Below are 17,894 nucleotides of genomic sequence, written 5' to 3'. Positions count from 1 at the left end.
TCACTCCGTTGGCGCGGCCCGGTTACATCCGGAACACACCGAATGTGCTTGGCTCGATAGGCGCATTCAGCGATGCGGACAAGGCCAGGGCAAGGATGTCCCGGGTTTGCGCGGGGTCGATTACACCGTCGTCCCACAAGCGGGCGCTGGAGTAATAAGGATGACCCTGATGCTCATACTGATCGAGAATCGGTTGCTTGATCTCGGCTTCCTGCTCAGCGCTGAATGTGTGGCCGCTGCGTTCGGCTTGCTCGCGCTTGACCTGCACCAGTACACCTGCGGCTTGTTCGCCGCCCATCACACCGATCCGGGCGTTGGGCCACATCCAGAGAAACCGCGGGTCGTAGGCGCGGCCACACATGCCGTAGTTACCCGCGCCAAAACTGCCGCCGATGATGACCGTGAACTTCGGCACCTTGGCGCAGGCTACGGCGGTGACCAGCTTGGCACCGTGCTTGGCGATGCCGCCGGCTTCGTACTTCTGGCCGACCATGAAACCGGTGATGTTCTGCAGAAACAACAACGGGATGCCGCGTTGGCAGGCCAGCTCGATGAAGTGCGCGCCTTTCTGCGCAGATTCAGCGAACAGGATGCCGTTGTTGGCCAGGATCGCGATGGGATAGCCGTGCAGATGGGCAAAGCCGCAGACCAGCGTGGTCCCGAACAAGGCCTTGAATTCATCGAACACTGAGCCGTCCACCAGGCGCGCAATCACTTCGCGCACATCGAACGGTTGCTTCGCATCAGCCGGGATCACCCCGTACAACTCGTCGGCGCCATACAGCGGGGCGATGGGGGTCAGGGCGTTGAGTTCACCCTGTTTACGCCAGTTGAGGTTGGCGATGCTGCGTCGGGCCAAGGCCAGGGCATGTTCATCACTTTCGGCGTAATGATCGGCAACCCCGGAGATCTTGCAGTGCACATCGGCACCGCCCAGGTCCTCGGCGCTGACCACTTCACCGGTCGCAGCTTTCACCAGCGGTGGGCCGGCGAGGAAAATCGTCGCCTGTTGGCGAACCATGATCGCTTCATCGGCCATGGCTGGGACGTAGGCGCCGCCTGCTGTGCACGAGCCCATGACGACGGCAATTTGCGGGATGCCCACGGCGCTCATGTTTGCCTGATTGAAGAAAATCCGCCCGAAGTGCTCGCGGTCCGGGAACACTTCATCCTGACGTGGCAGGTTGGCGCCACCGGAGTCGACCAGATAGATACACGGCAAGCGATTTTGTTGCGCGATGGTTTGCGCACGCAGGTGTTTTTTCACCGTCAGCGGATAGTAAGAGCCGCCTTTTACTGTGGCGTCGTTGGCGACGATCATGCATTCGACGCCTTCGACCCGGCCGATGCCGACGATCAAACCTGCCGCGGGGACGTCTTCGCCATACACCTCATAAGCCGTCAGTTGGCCGATTTCAAGAAAAGGTGAGCCGGCATCGAGTAAACGGTTGATCCGTTCGCGGGGCAGCAGTTTGCCGCGCGACGTGTGGCGCTCCTGGGCTTTAGGCCCGCCGCCCTGATGAACCTGGGCGAGCAACTTTCGCAAGCCTTTGACGTGTTCCAGCATCGCTGCGCCGTTGACTGCGAATTCGGGCGAGCGCGTGTTGATTTGGGTGTGCAGGATGGCCATGAGGCACTCCAAAAGATCAAATAGGCTCAGCGCGTTTCGTTGAACAGCTCGCGACCGATCAGCATGCGGCGGATTTCACTGGTGCCCGCGCCGATCTCATACAGCTTGGCGTCACGCAGCAGGCGACCGGCTGGAAACTCATTGATGTAGCCGTTGCCGCCCAGTATCTGGATGGTGTCCAGGGCCATTTTGGTGGCGCATTCTGCGCTGTACAGGATCACCCCGGCAGCATCCTTGCGCGTGGTTTCGCCGCGCTCACAGGCTTGAGCCACGGCATACAGGTACGCGCGGCTGGCGTTGAGCTGGGTGTACATGTCGGCGACTTTGCCTTGAATCAGCTGGAATTCGCCGATGCTCTGGCCGAACTGTTTACGGTCGTGAATGTAGGGCACCACCACGTCCATGCAGGCTTGCATGATCCCGGTAGGGCCACCGGAAAGCACGACACGCTCGTAGTCGAGGCCACTCATCAAGACTTTGACGCCGCTGTTCAGCACGCCGAGCAGGTTCTCTTCCGGCACTTCGACGTCATCGAAAAACAGCTCGCAGGTGTTGGAGCCCCGCATGCCGAGCTTGTCGAATTTGTTGCTGCGGGAAAATCCTTTCCAGTCGCGTTCCACGATGAACGCGCTGATGCCATGAGCGCCTTTTTCCAGGTCAGTCTTGGCGTAGATCACATACGTGTTGGCATCCGGGCCGTTGGTGATCCAGGTTTTACTGCCATTGAGGACGTAATGATCGCCGCGCTTGTCGGCGCGCAGTTTCATCGACACCACATCGGAGCCGGCATTAGGTTCGCTCATGGCCAGGGCGCCAACATGCTCGCCGCTGATCAGCTTGGGCAGGTATTTGGCTTTCTGCTCGGGGTTGCCGTTGCGGTTGATCTGGTTCACGCACAGATTGGAGTGAGCGCCGTAGGAGAGGGCGACTGAGGCCGAGCCACGGCTGATTTCTTCCATCGCAACGACGTGAGCCAGGTAGCCCATGCCCGCGCCGCCGTATTCCTCAGAGACCGTGATGCCGAGCAAACCCATGTCACCGAACTTGCGCCACATGTCAGCCGGGAACAGATTGTCTTTATCGATTTGCGCCGCACGGGGCGAAATTTCTGCCGCGACAAAGGCCTGAACCTGGTCGCGCAGCATGTCGATGGTTTCGCCGAGGGCGAAGTTCAGGCTCGGGTAGCTCATGCTTTATACCTTTCCTATTATTGTTGGGTGCAAACCCTGGGTTGGGGTCTTGAAAATAATGAGTGGCATGGTGAATGCCTTATTCACCTTTACGTTAACGTAAACCTGTCGGGCTTTGCCTGTCAACATCCGTTCGTAGGCATGACCTTTACGTTAACGTCAATTTGCGCCAAAGTAGGCTTGTTCGAAGAGTAAGGCCTTTATGATGGCTGTGTCTGGCGAAACGACGATACGGCTGTGATCCCAAAACAAACATAAAAAGGGACCGTCCATGATTCAACCTAGCTATTCTCGCGGCCGGCAGGACAAGGCGCTGTTGGCGCAGACCATCGGTCAGGCATTCGACGAGACTGTCGCCAAATGTCCTCTTGGCGAGGCATTGGTCGTGCGCCATCAGCAACTGCGCTATAGCTGGGCGCAGTTGGGCGAAGCGGTAGACCTGCATGCGCGGGCGCTGATGGCGCTGGGCTTGCGGGCGGGCGACCGCCTTGGCGTTTGGGCTCCGAACTGTGCGCAGTGGTGCATCACTCAGTTCGCCAGCGCCAAACTGGGCGTGATTCTGGTCAATATCAATCCCGCGTATCGCACCAGTGAGCTGGAGTACGTGCTCAAGCAGTCTGGCTGTCAGTGGTTGATTTGCGCCGGAGCGTTCAAGACCTCGAACTACCACGCCATGCTCGCCACGCTGGTACCGGAATTGTGCGACTACCCGGCAGGGCAATTGCGCAGTGAGTCCCTGCCGGAGTTGCGTGGGGTGATTAGCCTCGATGAGCAGCCGCCAGCCGGCTTTCTTCCATGGAGTGCGTTGGCGCCTTTGGCAGTCGAGGTCAGTGTCGAGCAACTGAACGAGCGGCAGAGCTGTCTGCAATTCGATCACCCTGTGAATATCCAGTACACCTCCGGTACCACCGGTTTCCCCAAAGGTGCGACCCTCAGCCACTACAACATCCTCAATAACGGTTACATGGTCGGTGAAAGCCTTGGCCTGAGCGCTGCTGACCGCGTCGTGATCCCTGTGCCGCTGTATCACTGCTTCGGTATGGTCATGGGCAACCTGGGTTGCATGACCCACGGCGCAACGATGATCTACCCGAATGACGGTTTCGACCCTTTGCTCACCCTCCGCGTCGTGGCTGATGAGCGAGCTACTGCGCTGTATGGCGTGCCAACCATGTTCATCGCCATGCTCGATCATCCGCAACTCAAGGCATTTGACCTGTCCAGCCTGCGCACCGGGATCATGGCTGGCGCGACCTGCCCGATAGAGGTCATGCGCAAGGTGATCAGCGAGATGCACATGAAGGAGGTGCAGATCGCCTATGGCATGACTGAAACCAGTCCGGTGTCGCTGCAGACCGGGCCTGAGGATGGTATTGAGCTGCGGGTAACGACCGTGGGCCGCACCCAGCCGCAACTCGAGAGCAAGATCATCGACGAAACCGGTTGTGTCGTCCCGCGTGGCCAGATCGGAGAGTTGTGCACCCGTGGTTACAGCGTGATGCTCGGCTATTGGAACAACCCGAAAGGCACCACCGAGGCGCTGGATCAAGCGGGCTGGATGCACACCGGCGACCTGGCGTCGATGGACGACAATGGTTACGTCTGCATTGCCGGGCGCAACAAGGACATGATCATTCGTGGCGGCGAGAACGTGTATCCCCGCGAGCTGGAGGAGTTCTTTTTCACCCATCCCGCAGTGGCGGACGTCCAGGTGATCGGCATCCCGGATATCAAGTATGGCGAAGAGATCGTCGCCTGGATAAAGCTGCACCCAGGGCACGTCGTCAGTGCGCTCGAATTGCAAGGTTGGTGTAAAGATCGGATTGCCCATTACAAAACCCCGCGTCACTTCAAATTCGTCGACGAATTCCCCATGACCGTAACGGGCAAGGTTCAGAAATTTCGCATGCGGGAAATCAGTACCGAGGAATTGCTGAAGGCGGTTAAGTAGGGGCTTGATGGGGTTTGGCAAACGCCAGATAGCACGAAGGGGAGCCTGGGCTCCCCTTCAAGGTTTTTATGCATGCTCATTTTTATTGTTTTAGGGTGGCCTGTTCTTGTTTTTGGCGACCTGTCCCTTTTACCGCTGTTTTAGTCGATCCCATTCAGGATCAAGAGCAAACGTATTTTTTTGAGCGCTGACTCGCTTTCATCACCTGCGTGATCCAACCAGTTCGGGAGCTACCTGAGGTAGTTTTATTGTTCTCTGCCCGGTCGCGGGGTCGAAACCCCTGAAAAGCTATCCACTCCAAAAAAATCTATTAGCTGCGTCTCTGTCCGTGTTGTTCTTGTTATGTCAGAGCCGATACGTATTGTTTTTATTGGGTACTGCTTTGTTTTTTATTTTTGTTGTACGGAACTTATAGCAGAAGCCGTGCCAACTTCATCAAGTCCTTTAAAATCAATGGCTTGAAAAAATACTTATCAAAGTAATCCCTGAAAATTATCAGTAATTGTTTCCGTGTTACCCGTTTTCGCCCGCCATTTTTCCAAGCGGTAACACTCAACTCGCCAAACGCACCTTCGCGACCCGCGAACCGGTAGGGCGCCCCAGCACGTCACAGATGCGCTGACCGGCTGCGATCAAGCGATCCATGTCGATGCCGGTATCAATCCCCAGGCCGTTGAGCATGTACAGCACGTCTTCGGTCGCGACGTTGCCGCTGGCGCCCTTGGCATAAGGGCATCCGCCGAGCCCGGCAATTGAGCTGTCGAACACCTGAATCCCTTCAAGCAGGCTGGCGTAGATATTGGCCAGCGCTTGCCCATAGGTGTCATGGAAGTGGCCCGCCAGCTTGCCCCGAGGTATCTGCCCGGCGACCACGTCGAACAAGGTCCGGGTCGCGCCGGGTGTACCGGTGCCGATGGTGTCGCCCAGAGACACTTCATAACAGCCCATGGCGAACAGCTCGTTGGCGACCGAGGCCACCTGCTGCGGCGCGACCTGGCCTTCGTATGGGCAACCGAGCACACAGGAGACATACCCGCGCACACGGATGCCGTGCAGGCGGGCGGCCTCCATGATCGGGACGAAACGTTCGAGGCTTTCGCTGATCGAGCAATTGATGTTGCGCTGGGAGAATGCTTCAGACGCGGCGGCGAATACCGCGACTTCTGTGACACCCGCAGCGAGGGCGTCTTCAAATCCCCTGAAGTTGGGCGCCAGCGCGGCGTAGGTTACGCCGGCCTTGCGCTGGATCTGGGCGAAGACTTCGGCGGAACCGGCCATTTGTGGGACCCATTTGGGCGAGACAAAACTGCCGACTTCGATATAACTCAGGCCTGCTGCGGTCAGTTCATCGACCAGCTGTACCTTGTCCGCGACGCTGATGGGCTGGGCTTCATTTTGCAGGCCATCGCGAGGGCCGACTTCTACCAGGCGTACATGTTGAGGCAGGGGCATGGCATCACCTTATAATTGTTTGAGATTTACTCAGTAACATCATGATCTGTAACCGTTCTTTCAAGTGCCGCCAGGCAACGCTCTTCAGCAGTGTCCAGCTCCAGCTGCATTTGCTGGATGTCCAGAAGCTGCTGTTCAAGCTGAGTGCGGCGGTCACTGATTTTGCCGAGCATGGTATTCAACTGTTTTCGGTTGTCGCCGCGAGGGTCGTACAGCTCGATCAGTTCCCGGCATTCGGCCAGGGAAAAGCCGATGCGCTTGCCACGCAGAATGAGTTTCAGGCTCACCTTGTCGCGGCCTGAGTAGACACGCTCAAGGCCGCGCCGCTCTGGAGCGAGCAGGCCTTGTTCCTCGTAGAAGCGAATCGCGCGGGTGGTAATGTCGAGCTCGCGGGCGAGGTCGGAAATGCTGTAGGTCTGACTGCTCATGAAAGGACTCACGGTTAAACGTGTGGTTAACCTACGGCGTGCTTGACGTATACGTCAAGCTGCCTGCCGCGCCTTCATGCGTTTTTTGCTGTCTTATCAGTGTGTAAGTCACGACTATTTATTCTAGAAATGACTTTAAGTTATTAAAATTAACGCTTGATAATCAATTACTTGAGATTGGTATCTAAAGCTTTATCTAGCTTCTTTTCCTGCGCTGTCACCAGTTGGCAGAGTTCGATTATCTGCTCACGCATCCAGCGGTTAGCCGGGTCTTGATCAGTGCTTTCGTGCCAGTAAAGATGGGTTTCCACCGGTGGCACATCATTGACCGGCAAATTGACATAGTGCAGATCATGGCGTCTGGCGAAGCGTTCCGGCACGGTCATGACCATATCAGTCTGTTGCAGCACTTGCGAAGCCATCAAGTAGTGCTGCGAGCGCAGGGCGATTTTGCGCTGAATCCCCATCTTGCCCAGTGCCAGGTCAACATGTCCCAGGCCGCTGCGGCGACTGGAAATGTGGATGTGCGTCAGGGACAGGTAGTCTTCCAGGCTGAACTTTTCTTTGGTCGCGAAGGGATGCCCCTTGCGCATGGCACACACGTATTTGTCTTCCATGAGTTTGACGTGACGCACTTGCGGGTCGGTATTGAGGGGCGCATCGACGGCGAAGTCCAACCGCCCTGCGGCCAGCTCCTTGGTGGTCTCGCGACGCTTGGACAAAAAGCTCTCGATAATCACCGCCGGGGCCAGTCGACGCAGACGCTGAAACAACGCAGGCAGGATCACTGCTTCGGTCAAGTCGGTCATGCTGATGCGGTAGGTCTTGTTCGCCTGCAGCGGATTGAAAATCCGGCTTTCCTGCACCGAGACGCGCAGCAATGTCAGGGCGTTGCGCACCGGCCCGATGATGTTCTGGGCCATGGGCGTGGGCACCATGCCTTGCGCGGTCCGTACGAAAAGCGGGTCGTTGAAGGTCTCCCGCAGGCGGGCCAGAGCGTTCGAGACCGCAGGCTGGGTGATGCCGACAATCTGCCCGGCACGGGTCAAATTGGCTTCGGTATAGATGGCATCAAAGACAATAAAGAGGTTGAGGTCGACCTTGCTCAGATTCATTCCATTGCGCTCTCATGTTGTTTTTATTGAGACGTTACGAAGGCCGATCATATATCGGTTATGAATGTTTATACACGTTGAGAATAGGTTAGATAAATTTTCATCGCTGATCTAGCATCCAATTCATGCATTCACCCACCTCCTTCAGAAGGTAGCTGCTCATGGATTTCGCGTATTCCCCAAAGGTTCAGGAACTGCGTGAGCGCGTCACTGCGTTCATGGATGCTTATGTCTACCCGGCAGAACCTGTGTTCGAACGTCAGGTCGCCGAGGGCGATCGCTGGCAGCCCACTGCGATCATGGAAGAACTCAAACTCAAGGCCAAGGCTGAGGGGCTATGGAACCTGTTTCTGCCAGAGTCGAAGCTCGGTGCGGGCCTGACCAACCTGGAGTACGCCCCGCTGGCTGAAATCATGGGCCGTTCGTTGCTAGGGCCAGAGCCGTTCAACTGCTCGGCCCCAGACACGGGCAACATGGAAGTGCTGGTGCGCTATGCCAACGAAGCCCAGAAGCAGCAGTGGCTTGAACCGATGTTGCGCGGCGAAATCCGTTCAGCGTTCGCCATGACCGAGCCGGACGTGGCGTCCTCCGATGCCACCAACATGGCCGCCCGCGCTGAGCGTGACGGTGACGAATGGGTGATCAACGGCCGTAAGTGGTGGACCTCCGGGGCCTGCGACCCGCGTTGCAAAATCATGATTTTCATGGGGCTGAGCAATCCCGAAGGTCCGCGCCATCAGCAACACTCAATGATTCTGGTGCCGACCGATGCCCCTGGCGTAAAAATCGTCCGCTCGCTGCCGGTATTTGGCTACGACGATGCACCCCACGGTCACGCTGAAGTGCTGTTTGAGAACGTTCGCGTGCCTTACGAGAACGTCCTGTTGGGTGAGGGGCGTGGCTTTGAAATTGCTCAAGGTCGACTCGGGCCAGGTCGGATTCACCACTGCATGCGCTCTATCGGTATGGCTGAACGGGCATTGGAGCTGATGTGCAAGCGTTCGATCAGCCGCACTGCATTCGGTCGTCCGTTGGCGCGGCTGGGCGGTAACATCGACAAAATTGCTGATTCGCGGATGGAAATCGACATGGCGCGGCTGCTGACACTAAAGGCTGCGTACATGATGGACACTGTCGGCAACAAAGTCGCGAAAAGCGAGATTGCCCAGATCAAAGTCGTGGCGCCGAACGTGGCATTGCGCGTGATTGACAGGGCGATCCAGATGCACGGCGGCGCTGGGGTTTCCAATGATTTCCCGTTGGCCTACATGTACGCAATGCAGCGCACGCTGCGCCTGGCCGACGGCCCGGATGAAGTGCACCGCGCGGCGATCGGCAAGTTCGAAATCGGTAAGTACTTGCCGAAGGAAATGCTGCGCAGCGAGCAGCACTGACCGCGAGTAGCTGTGGGGGGCGGATTTATTCGCTCCCGCACTGGCTACGCAGGTCCATGTCACCCGGACACTCAATACACCCAGACTTCTACCCGCCGATTCTTGATCCGGCCTTCATCGGCGTTGTTGGCCGCGACCGGCATCTCATCACCCAAACCGCGAATGTCGCGCAAGACCACGCCCGCCTTGACCAACTCTCGCCGCACCGCCATGGCCCGGAGTTTGGACAATAAGGCTGCCCGCGCTGGATCGCTCTTGGCATCGCCAAACCCTACCAGGGTGACGTGGCCATTCAATTTATCGTGTGTCTTGAGGTAATCAACGACCCGCTGCAGGTCGAGTTGCGCCTTGTTATCCAGGGTCGCACTGCCTTGAGCGAAGCGAAAATTCACCGACAAACGCTGTGCTTGCTTAACGATGGCTTGATAGTCCGCAGGCATCCCGGCGGAGGCCTGGACTTTGATCGCCTGTACTGTCTGGGCGATGAAGCCGTTGTTCGCAACGATGGCCTGGCCTTTGCTGCTTTGTGCGAACTGCACCAGTGCGTCGGCCCATGGTTGGAGGCCCTGAGGTGGCAGGTAGAAATACAGGCGCCGCGACAGTGGATAATCTTCGGTGGCAATCAGGCTGACGGTCGGCAGCATGGGTTTCGAGTCGCCATCGGCAATCGCGACTGCGTGGGCCCTGCGCACGTAAGGCAAACCGATAAAACCAATGCCTCCACGGTCCTGGCTGACTTCATCAGACAGCTGCTCACTGGATTCGAACCGTTTGGTGTTGCGCGCCAGGGTTTTGCCGTACTTGAGCAGTACCAGCTCATTGAACGTGTCGAAGGTGCCGGAGTGATCATCACGGGCATACAGGTGAATCGCGCCACCGGTACCGCCGAGATCTTCCCAGTCGTGAACTTCACCCGAGAATATTTGCGCGAGTTGTTCGGTGTTCAACTGATGCAAGGGGTTGGCCGGATGGAGGATCACCGCCACGCCGTCGATGGCGATGACTTGTTCGGCCTTGCGACTTTTCAGGTCGCCCAGCGAGGCCAGGTTCGCCAGTTCGCTGTCTTTGATCGGCCGTGAGGAGGCCGCCAGGTCTGCCTTGTCGGCCTTCAATGCAGTGAAACCCGTACCCGAACCATGGGCCGCAACCTCGATCAGTACCGTGCGCCCGGCAGGCGTCTGGCCGAGCACACGCCGTTCGTTCTCATGGGCGCCCGCTTCGATATGCACATTCTGCAGACCTTGGGCGTGCAGCAAGCCTTCGACCAGCGCTGGGCCCAACGCGGCGCCGATGGTATTGGAGCCCTGGATGCGTAACGCCGGGATGCCTTCGGCAGGGATGGGCAATGCCGCGAAAACCAGGCCGGGCAGGGCGCTGCAGATAAAACCGAATAGCCAGGCTGCGCGGTGTTGGGCAGTACCGGTAAACAGAGCGCGCAGCATGTGCGGCACCTTATTAGAGACAGAAAGTGCCGGGAGATTAAGTCAGAATGATTGCTGAAATATGACAGCCATGACTAAAAGGGTGTCTGCGGGGGCAGGTTCTAGCTTAACTCCAGCCAGATCGGCGCATGGTCCGATGGTTTCTCCATGGCGCGCAGGTCGTAGTCCACGCCAGCGGCCTTGATGCGTGACTGCAAGCCATGGGAGGCCATGATCACGTCGATCCGCAAACCGCGCTTGGGCTCATCTTCGAAGCCTCGGCTGCGATAGTCGAACCAGCTGAAGCGGTCGATCACTTCGGGATGAAGATGACGGAAGCTGTCTATCAGGCCCCAGTTTTTCAGGCGCGCCATCCACTCGCGTTCTTCAGGCAAGAAACTGCATTTGCCTGTCCTGAGCCAGCGTTTGGCGTTATCCGGGCCGATGCCGATGTCGCAGTCTTCCGGGGAAATGTTCACGTCGCCCATCACCACCAATGGCTGATCGTTTTTGAACTGGCTTTCCAGCAATAGCTGCAGGTCGTTATAGAAACGCTCCTTGGCCGGGAATTTGGTCGGATGGTCGCGGCTTTCACCCTGCGGGAAGTAGCCATTCATGATGGTCACAGGCTCGCCTTTTGGGTCGGCGAACGTGCCCCAGATAAAGCGTTTTTGCGACTCCTCGTCATCGGTGTCGAAACCCTTGTGCAGGGTGAGAGGCGCCTGGCGCGAGAGCAGGGCGACACCGTAGTGGCCTTTTTGCCCGTGGAAGTGCACGTGATACCCCAAGGCTTCGATTTCAGCGTGGGGAAATTGCTCGTCCGAGACTTTGGTTTCCTGCAGGCCGATCACGTCCGGCTGATGTTTCTCAATCAGCGCCGCCAACTGATGAGGTCTGGCGCGCAGGCCGTTAATATTGAACGAGACGATTTTCATGGGCGGCAATCCTGGCAAACAAAAAAGCGATGCTAGCTGACCTGTCGACTCACGGCCAGCGTGGCGGATTGCCTGTTCCAATGCTAGGGTCGGGTAGCAGAGTCGAAAATGTCGGAACTGTAGCGCGTACCTGTTACTCGAAGCTTTCGCATCACAAACGCTGTCGTTCGAGCAGCGCTGTACCTATGAGGTCAACCGAATGCCTGAAACTTCAACAGTCGTGGCTGAAGTCCGCCAGCTGGACAGTGGTTACTCCCGCGAAGCACGTTCGCTGCTGTACCACGCCTACCGCCATGAGCCGAGCTTCGCTTACTTGTTTGAATCCGACAGGCCGGGCTATGAACATCGGGTCAGGGCCACGGTGCGTGAACTGGTCAAACAGCACTTTTTGCAGGACCTGCCGGCGCTGGGTTTGTTCGTCGAGGATCGGCTGGTGGGGATCGCTCTGATTGCCCCTCCGCAACGCCGTCTGGACATTACCGAAAGCTGGGCGTGGCGCTTGCGCATGGTTCTCAGTGCAGGGTTGCGCTGTACCCAGCGCTATCTGGAGTATCACCAGGCGGTGCTGGCTTGCCTGCCGTCAGACGCTGTGCACGTTTTGCCATTGCTGGGGGTCCACCCGCAATTTCAGGGTCGTCACTTTGGCGAGCAGCTGCTTACGGCGCTGCATCAATGGTGCGCCGTCGACGAAACCTCGCAGGGCGTGGTGCTCGACACGGGCAATCCGCGTTATCTGGAGTTTTATAAGCGACAGGGCTATGAGGAAATCGGAGAGATTGCTGTAGGGCCAATCCGTGAACATGTGTTTTTCCACCCCAATCCTCAGGTATTGCTTAAAGCCCAGGCATAAAGTCCCTGGCTTTCGCTGTCAGACGCGCTCCAGCACGACGCGCCGCGCGTGATAGCATCCGCGCCTATGAAGTTTTCCGGTAGATTCACCAGCGGTTTGGTCCTGCTGTTTACTGTCCAGTTCAGCACCTTCGCGGTGTTCGCCGCGGCGCAACTGGACATCAGGATCGAACCCTCCAACGACGCACTTAAAGCCAATATCGAAGGGTATGTGGGCAGCCTTGGCGAGCGCGACGAAGAGGCCCTGCAGCGTTTCAGTCTGGGGGCCGAAGAGCAGGCGCAAAAAGCGGCGCAAGCCCTGGGCTATTACCAGGCGCAGATCGACAGCACCGTAAAAACCGGCAAGGACCTGCGACTGGTGATCAATGTGGTGCCCGGCGAGCCGGTGCATCTGCGCAATGTCACGGTACGGATTGACGGCCCGGCCGCCTCGCTCAAGGCTTTTCGGGTGCCGAAAAGCGACAGATTGAAAACTGGCGCTGTACTCAATCATGGCTACTACGAAGACGCCAAGCGCCTGATCCTGAATCAGGCGTCGCGCTATGGCTTTTTTAGCGGACGCTTCAGCAGCCAGCGCCTGACTGTCGATCCGAAGGCCGGTGTGGCCGATATAGAGCTGATTTATGAGAGTGGCCCGCGCTACGTGTTAGGCAAAGTCAGCTTCAGTGGCGATGCGCCATTTGATGATGACTTGATGCAACGCATGGTGCCGTTCAAAGCCAACACCCCTTATGACTCGGAACTGATCGCTGAACTCAATCAGGCCTTGCAGTCGAGCGGCTATTTCGAGGGTGTGCGGGTAGACGCTGCGCCCCCGGCGGCAGTGGATCAGGTAATTCCAGTGGCGGTCCAGCTGGAAACCCGCAAGCCGCGCACGATGGGACTCGGCCTTGGCTTTTCCACCGACGTCGGCGTGCGCGGCAAGGCTAACTGGACGCGCCATTGGGCCAATCCCCAAGGCCATAGCTACGGTGCCGAGATGGAACTCTCGGCACCGCGCCAAAACGTGGGCCTGTGGTACGACATTCCTCTGACCCCGCCACTGACCGACAAACTGCGGTTCGCTGGCGGCTACCAGTACGAGGAGATCGCGGGCACTGACTCCGTGAGCAAGCTGTTGACCGTCGGCCCCGAGTGGCACAGTCGGCTGTCCAGCGGCTGGGACCGGGTGATTTCATTGAAGTGGCAGCGCGAGGAATATCGCCTGGGCGACGACTCCGGGATGAGTACGCTGCTGATGCCGGGCATCAGTTATTCACTCTTGCGCAGTGACAACCGTATCGACCCGCACAACGGCTATCGCCTGCAGTTCGATGGGCAAGTCGCCAAGGAGGGGCTGGCGTCGGACACCAACTTGTTGCGCGGCACTGTGTTGATTAAAGGCTTGACGACCGTGTGGCAAAACCACCGTTTTCTTGGGCGCGTGCAGTTTGGTGGCAGCGCGACCAACGGCTATCAATCGATCCCTCCCTCCTTGCGTTTTTTTGCTGGCGGCGATCAAAGCGTGCGTGGCTATGACTACCAGACCCTATCACCGACGAACTCCGACGGTGATCGCATTGGCGGACGGTACATGGTCGCTGGCAGCGCCGAATATCAATATTCGATCGCTGAAAAATGGCGCGTGGCGACGTTTGTCGATCAAGGCAACTCTTTCAATACATTGCAACTGCCAAGCTTGAAAACCGGTGTCGGTATCGGCGTGCGCTGGGTCTCGCCGGTCGGGCCGTTGCGCCTGGATCTGGCCCATGCGCTGGATGGTGATGGCGGGTTTCGTGTGCACTTTTCCATGGGCCCTGAATTATGAGGAGTGCCTGAACGGTGCGTCGTGCAACAAAAATTACCGGCCTGAGCCTGATCGCATTACCCGTGCTGCTGATCCTGAGTCTGTGCCTGATCCTGGGCACGCAAGCGGGCAGCCGTTGGGCGCTGGGGCTGGTGCCGGGGCTGAAAATCGAAAACTTCAGCGGACATCTGGCCGGTCAATGGCGCGCCGATCATCTGCTGTGGGTACAGGGCGATAGCCGCGTCGAAGTCGATGCGCCAGTCTTTGCCTGGTCGCCTTCGTGTCTGGCGAAGATGACGCTATGTGTCGATCAATTGCAGGCCGAGCGCGTCAGTTTACAGTTCCCTTCCGGTGCCGACCAAAGCCGTGGCCCCTTGAGCCTGCCGGATCTGAAGCTGCCGTTGGCGATCCGCTTGGGTGACGTGCGCATCGGCAGCCTGATGCTTAATGGCAGCGAGCAATTACGCGGTCTGCAACTGGCAGCGGAGTGGACGGCCAACGGCCTGCAGATCAATGCTGCGCATCTGCAACGGGATGATCTGGTGCTTGATCTGTCCGGGTTATTGCAGCCGAACGGCGACTGGCCGCTGACAGCCCAAGGTCAGCTGAAGCTGCCGGCACCGGGTAATCAGCCTTGGACGCTGGCCTTGAACATTCAGGGTAATCTGCTCAAGACTTTGCAGCTCAAGGCGGATAGCAGTGGTTATCTGCAAGGTCAATTGAGCGGGCAACTGCAACCGCTGATGGAGAACCTGCCCGCACAGATGAAGGTCACGGCGGATGGCTTCAAGGCCAGTGCCGATCTGCCGGACACCCTGCAACTCAATCAGATTGAGCTGGCAGCTCAGGGCGATTTGAAGAACGGTTATCAGGTCTCTGGCAACGCCAGCCTGCCTGCCGAGCAAGGTCCGGTCGCGCTGGTGCTGCAAGGCAGGGTCGATGCTCAAGGTGCGGACATCGCGGCGCTTGATCTGACGGCCAGCGCAGAACAATCACTGAAGCTCAGCGGTCGGCTGGACTGGCGCCAGGGCTTCAGCGCCGACGCAAAAATCGATTGGCTGAGCTTTCCGTGGCATCGGCTTTACCCGGCGATTGATGAACCGCAGGTGGCTGTGCGCACCTTCAACGGCGAAATCTCCTACACCGATGGCAAATACCTGGGCAATTTCAGCGGTGCTTTCGATGGACCCGCGGGGGCGTTCAGCCTAAGCAGCCCGTTCAGCGGCGATCTCAAGCAAATCTTTTTGCCTCAGTTAGAGCTGACTGCGGGACAGGGCAAGGCCGATGGTCATCTCAACCTGCAATTCGCCGATGGCATAGGCTGGGATACAGCGCTGGACCTGAGTGCGATTAACCCGGCGTATTGGCTGGGAGAATTGCCGGGCACCCTGGCTGGACCGCTGCGCAGCACCGGGGAATTCAAAAACGAGCGACTGAGCCTGAACGCCGACCTCGACCTCAAAGGTCGGTTGCGGGGGCAGCCGGCTGTGCTGCAGGCCAAGGTGGACGGCGCCGGTGATAAGTGGACGGTCAGTTCGCTGGATGTACGCCTGGGCGATAACCGCATTCAAGGCAAAGGCAGCTTGCAGCAACGTCTGCTTGGCCAACTGGACATCAATTTGCCGCGTCTGGGCCAGCTATGGCCGCGTTTGCAGGGGCAAGTCAAAGGGCGCCTGGACCTGGCGGGCACACTGCAAGCGCCGCAAGGTCAACTGACACTGCAAGGCGGGCAACTGGCGATGGCAGACAACCGCCTGCAAAGCCTGGCCCTGGCAGCAAAGCTGGACACAGCTCAGCGTGCGACCGTTGACCTCAAGGGTGGCGGTATTCAACTGGGCGACACGCAACTGGGCACGCTGAAGGTCAACGGTCAGGGCAATATCAAACATCAACAATTGGCGCTCGACCTGCAAGGCCCATTATTGAAACTGGGGTTGGCGCTCGACGGCGACCTGAGCAAAGGTGATTGGCGGGGCAGGCTGGTCAGTGGCGATGTGCAAACAGGGGGCCAGGATTGGCGCCTGCAACAGCCGACCAAACTCGAACGACTGGCTGATGGCAAAATCAATTTTGCCGCTCACTGCTGGGTTTCAGGGCAGGCAAGTTTGTGCGGTGAGGATCAGCGGCTGATGCCCGAGCCGAGCTTGCGTTATCACCTTAAGCAATTCCCCCTCGACAGCCTGGCTCAGTGGTTGCCCAAGGACTTTGCCTGGAAAGGCCTGCTCAACGGCAATGTGCAACTCGATCTTCCGGCTTCCGGCCCTAATGGTCAGGTTTCGGTGGAGACCAGTGGTGGCACTTTGAGCATTCGCGAGAAGGACCAATGGCTGGATTTCCCTTATGAAAGCCTCAGGGTAAGCAGCACCCTGACCCCGAAACGCATCGACTCCCGGCTGGACTTTCGCGGTGGAAAACTGGGCACGCTGTCAGTGACAGCGCAGATTGATCCGCTGGCGAAAAACAAACCGCTGTCCGGCGCGTTCAACCTCAGTGGGGTGGATATATCCATTGCCCGGCCTTTCGTGCCGATGGTCGAAAAACTCACCGGCAGGCTCAATGGCAGTGGGCGTTTGTCTGGTGGTCTGCTGGCACCGCAGGTTAATGGCAACGTCACCCTCAGCGAAGGCGAAGTGTCTGGGCCGGAACTGCCCGTCAGCCTGCATGACGTGAAGGTTCAGGCGCTGATCGCTGGCGAAAGCTTACGCCTGGACGGCGGCTGGAACAGTGGAGAGGCTGGGAAAGGTACGTTGGATGGGCAGATATCCTGGGGCGAAGCGCTCGCGGTGGACCTCAATCTGAAAGGCGCGCACCTGCCGCTCACGGTGGAGCCTTATGCGGTGCTGGAAGTGGCACCGAATCTGAACATCACCATGAAGAGCGGTAAGCTGGCGATTTCCGGCAAGGTGCTGATCCCCAAAGGCGCGATTACGATTCGTGAACTGCCGCCCTCGACGGTCAAGTTGTCGGGTGACACCGTGATCGTCGGTCATCAGACCGAACAGGGTGCGCCGCCGCTGATCATGGCCATGGATATCGACGTTGAAGTGGGCCAGGAAACGCTCAGCTTCAGCGGTTTTGGGCTCACCGCGAATCTGGCCGGGCATGTGCATATCGGTGACAACCTCGATGCTCGGGGCGAGCTGACCCTCAACGATGGGCGTTATCGGGCTTATGGTCAGCGTTTGACCATTCGTCGAGCACGGCTTTTATTTGCGGGCCCCATCGACCAGCCGTACCTCGATATCGAAGCCATTCGCAAAACCGATGACGTGGTTGCCGGTATTCGCCTGACCGGCAGCGCCGAACAGCCGACCACCGTCGTATTTTCAGAGCCGGCCATGAGCCAGGAGCAGGCGTTGTCCTATCTGATCCTGGGCCGCCCGTTGAGCACCACTGGCGAAGACAGCAACATGATGGCCCAGGCAGCGCTGGCATTGGGCCTGGCCGGGAGTTCGTCAGTCACGGGTACGCTCGCCAAGGATCTTGGCATCAAGGATTTCGAACTGGACACGTCAGGCAGCGGCAATACGACCAGTGTCGTTGCAAGCGGCAAGATTACTGACAAGTTGAGCTTGCGCTACGGCGTCGGCGTGTTTGAACCGGCCAACACCATCGCCTTGCGTTATAAGTTGAGCAAAAAGCTCTATCTGGAGGCCGCCAGCGGAATCGCCAGCTCGCTGGATCTGTTCTATAAACGGGACTTCTGAGTCGCACGCACCTCAATTGTGGGCGCTAATGAATTC

The 17,894-nt window shown here is 58.2% G+C and carries 12 protein-coding genes; 5 read left to right on the top strand and 7 right to left on the bottom strand.

Annotated features, from left to right (window positions below):
* Positions 1 to 22: 22 nt before the first annotated feature.
* Together AC1MEA_RS22845 and AC1MEA_RS22840 are read right to left on the bottom strand one after the other, a co-directional pair.
* Positions 23 to 1,630 carry a carboxyl transferase domain-containing protein gene (locus AC1MEA_RS22845; RefSeq protein WP_449633494.1) on the bottom strand — a complete coding sequence of 536 codons (1,608 nt, stop codon included), beginning with the start codon at positions 1,628 to 1,630 and terminating at the stop codon, positions 23 to 25.
* A 26-nt stretch (positions 1,631 to 1,656) separates the two neighbouring features.
* On the bottom strand, positions 1,657 to 2,820 hold the full coding sequence (locus AC1MEA_RS22840) for an isovaleryl-CoA dehydrogenase (RefSeq protein WP_219060176.1): 1,164 nt from the start codon (positions 2,818 to 2,820) through the stop codon (positions 1,657 to 1,659).
* Positions 2,821 to 3,091: 271 nt separating this feature from the next.
* Here AC1MEA_RS22840 and AC1MEA_RS22835 point away from each other — a divergent pair, with 271 nt between their 5' ends.
* On the top strand, positions 3,092 to 4,771 hold the full coding sequence (locus tag AC1MEA_RS22835) for an AMP-binding protein (RefSeq protein WP_480417500.1): 1,680 nt from the start codon (positions 3,092 to 3,094) through the stop codon (positions 4,769 to 4,771).
* 552 nt (positions 4,772 to 5,323) lie between these two features.
* On the opposite strand, the gene AC1MEA_RS22830 is transcribed toward AC1MEA_RS22835, so the two are convergent.
* The 3 genes from AC1MEA_RS22830 to AC1MEA_RS22820 all read right to left on the bottom strand — a co-directional run bounded on the left by AC1MEA_RS22830 (position 5,324) and on the right by AC1MEA_RS22820 (position 7,766).
* Positions 5,324 to 6,223 (bottom strand): hydroxymethylglutaryl-CoA lyase, encoded by a 900-nt coding sequence (locus AC1MEA_RS22830; RefSeq protein ID WP_219060174.1) that lies wholly within the window; start codon positions 6,221 to 6,223, stop codon positions 5,324 to 5,326.
* A 26-nt stretch (positions 6,224 to 6,249) separates the two neighbouring features.
* A complete protein-coding gene (locus AC1MEA_RS22825; protein WP_219060173.1) occupies positions 6,250 to 6,651 on the bottom strand; it encodes a MerR family transcriptional regulator in 402 nt (133 codons plus the stop codon).
* A gap of 167 nt (positions 6,652 to 6,818) precedes the next feature.
* On the bottom strand, positions 6,819 to 7,766 hold the full coding sequence (locus AC1MEA_RS22820; RefSeq protein ID WP_480417499.1) for a LysR family transcriptional regulator: 948 nt from the start codon (positions 7,764 to 7,766) through the stop codon (positions 6,819 to 6,821).
* Between the two features lie 161 nt (positions 7,767 to 7,927).
* Here AC1MEA_RS22820 and AC1MEA_RS22815 point away from each other — a divergent pair, with 161 nt between their 5' ends.
* Positions 7,928 to 9,160: an acyl-CoA dehydrogenase gene (locus AC1MEA_RS22815; RefSeq protein WP_219060171.1), complete on the top strand. Its 1,233-nt coding sequence runs from the start codon at positions 7,928 to 7,930 to the stop codon at positions 9,158 to 9,160.
* 71 nt (positions 9,161 to 9,231) lie between these two features.
* Here the strand turns inward: AC1MEA_RS22815 and AC1MEA_RS22810 are convergent, their stop codons facing one another.
* Both AC1MEA_RS22810 and xthA read right to left on the bottom strand, forming a co-directional pair.
* Positions 9,232 to 10,602, bottom strand: coding sequence for a substrate-binding domain-containing protein (locus tag AC1MEA_RS22810; protein WP_219060170.1), 1,371 nt, complete (start codon positions 10,600 to 10,602; stop codon positions 9,232 to 9,234).
* 101 nt (positions 10,603 to 10,703) lie between these two features.
* Entirely contained in the window at positions 10,704 to 11,516 is an 813-nt protein-coding gene (gene xthA, locus AC1MEA_RS22805) for an exodeoxyribonuclease III (RefSeq protein ID WP_219060169.1), read from the bottom strand.
* 199 nt (positions 11,517 to 11,715) lie between these two features.
* On the opposite strand from xthA, the gene AC1MEA_RS22800 reads away from it, so the two are divergent.
* The 3 genes from AC1MEA_RS22800 to AC1MEA_RS22790 all read left to right on the top strand — a co-directional run bounded on the left by AC1MEA_RS22800 (position 11,716) and on the right by AC1MEA_RS22790 (position 17,858).
* On the top strand, positions 11,716 to 12,366 hold the full coding sequence (locus tag AC1MEA_RS22800) for a GNAT family N-acetyltransferase (RefSeq protein ID WP_480417498.1): 651 nt from the start codon (positions 11,716 to 11,718) through the stop codon (positions 12,364 to 12,366).
* A 66-nt stretch (positions 12,367 to 12,432) separates the two neighbouring features.
* Positions 12,433 to 14,172 carry an autotransporter assembly complex protein TamA gene (locus tag AC1MEA_RS22795; protein ID WP_449633491.1) on the top strand — a complete coding sequence of 580 codons (1,740 nt, stop codon included), beginning with the start codon at positions 12,433 to 12,435 and terminating at the stop codon, positions 14,170 to 14,172.
* Between the two features lie 14 nt (positions 14,173 to 14,186).
* A complete protein-coding gene (locus AC1MEA_RS22790) occupies positions 14,187 to 17,858 on the top strand; it encodes a translocation/assembly module TamB domain-containing protein (protein ID WP_480417497.1) in 3,672 nt (1,223 codons plus the stop codon).
* Positions 17,859 to 17,894: the final 36 nt, after the last annotated feature.

It is taken from the genome of Pseudomonas sp. ASL8 (genome assembly GCF_056680355.1).
This window is presented reverse-complemented; position numbering and strand designations above follow the sequence as displayed.